Origin of the sequence: Solihabitans fulvus, from assembly GCF_008386585.1 — a bacterium.
Taxonomy (GTDB): Bacteria; Actinomycetota; Actinomycetes; order Mycobacteriales; family Pseudonocardiaceae; genus Solihabitans; species Solihabitans fulvus.
Genome location: NZ_VUOB01000123.1, coordinates 1 through 1700, shown reverse-complemented (window position 1 = coordinate 1700; position 1700 = coordinate 1). Strand labels below are relative to the sequence as shown.

At 70.1% G+C, this 1700-nt stretch carries 2 protein-coding genes; both read left to right on the top strand.

Features of this window, described 5'->3' with window-relative positions:
- A partial coding sequence (locus F0L68_RS44715; RefSeq protein WP_149855226.1) for a resuscitation-promoting factor occupies positions 1 to 954 on the top strand: 954 nt, incomplete at its 5' end.
- Between the two features lie 34 nt (positions 955 to 988).
- Positions 989 to 1700, top strand: a 712-nt coding sequence (locus F0L68_RS40470) for a ubiquitin-like domain-containing protein (protein ID WP_223199583.1), incomplete at its 3' end; no start/stop codon positions are given.

Genomic DNA, 1700 nt, shown 5'->3' with positions numbered 1-1700 from the left:
ACCACCACGGGCACGGTGGGCGAGGTGCCCAAGGCCCAGGGCACCACGGTCGGCGAGCCCGACGCGGTGAGCCCGTCGCCGCAGCCCCCCGTCGGCGACGGCGGGCGGATCCCCCTGGACCGCGGCCGCCAGGTGAAGCTGAAGGTCGACGGCCAGGACCGCGACGGCGGCTGGGTCCGCACCGCGTCGGTCGGCCAGGCGCTCGCCCAGCTCGGCGTCGACACCAAGGGCGCGTGGCTGTCCGAGGACGCCAACCGGGCCGTTCCCGTGCAGGGCATGACCGTCGAGGTCAAGACGGCCAAGAACATCACGCTGTACGACGGCGGCAACGACCCCGCGCAGCTGACCACCACCGCGATCACCATCGGTGAGCTGCTCAAGGCCCAGAACCTCAGCATCGGCCCGGACGACGCGATCGACCCCGGTGCCGACGTCAAGATCACTAACGGCGCCGAGATCCACATCAGCCGGACCGGCGTGTCGGTGATCAACCAGACCGAGCCGCTCGACCCGCCGGTGCAGACGGTGCCCGACGACTCGATGATGAAGGGCGACTCGAAGGTCGACGACCCTGGCGTGCCCGGCGAGAAGATCGTCACCTACCGGATCACCCAGAAGAATGGTCGTCAGACCGCCAAGGAGAAGCTCGGCGAGAAGGTCACCAAGGACGCCAAGACGAAGATTGTCCGGCAGGGCACCAAAATTCCGCCGGACGGCGCCGCATGGGACCGCATCGCGATGTGCGAGTCGCACGGCAACTGGGCCATCAACACCGGCAACGGCTACTACGGTGGCCTCCAGTTCGACCTCCAGACTTGGAACTCCAACGGTGGCGGCGCGTACGCGTCCCGCCCCGACCTGGCGACCAGGGAACAGCAGATCGCGATTGCGACGAAGGTCCGTGACGCCCGTGGTGGCTACGGGGCGTGGCCAGTGTGTGGGGCCCGCGCGTGACGGACGTGACCGCCAGACCGGGGAGTGCTCTTCTGTGACTGCACGCGACGGATCCACGGGCCTCGACGTGCCCGAGGAGACGTTCAACGAGATCACTGACTGGTTCACCCCGGTGCCCGGCACGGCCGTCGGCCTGATCGACCGGCCGAACCCGACCGGCACCAACTGGGACCACCCGAGCTTCCCGCCAGGTGCGCTCAACGCGCTCAGCGTGACGACCGCCGATGTGCTGGAAGTGCTCGGTCCGGACGCCGATGACCTGTTGGCCACGGCCAATGTGGATGTCGACGAGCTGATCCGGCTCATCAACGCCGAGACGACGCTGCTGCCGGTCATCGTCATCCCGGACGAGGAGCCGGGGGAGGCCCAGGAGGAGCCGGGCGCCCCGCCCGCCGCGCTCGTCAAGGCGGTGCGGACGTGGAAGCGGAAGTTCCTCAAGGCCGCCGTGGCCGCCGCGCTGGTGACGTTGACCGGCGGTGGCGCGACCGCGATCGCGATGGACAAGGCCGTCACGGTCGACGTGGACGGCCACGAGCAGAGCGTGCACACCTACTCGGGCACGGTCGGCGAGGTGCTCAAGGACCAGGGCATCACGGTCGGCGAGCACGACGCGGTGAGCCCGTCGCCGCAGGCCTCCGTCGGCGACGGCGGGCGGATCACCCTGGACCGCGGCCGCCATGTGAAGCTGGAGGTCGACGGCCAGGACCGCGACGGCGGCTGGGTCCGCACCGCGTCGGGCGGCCAGG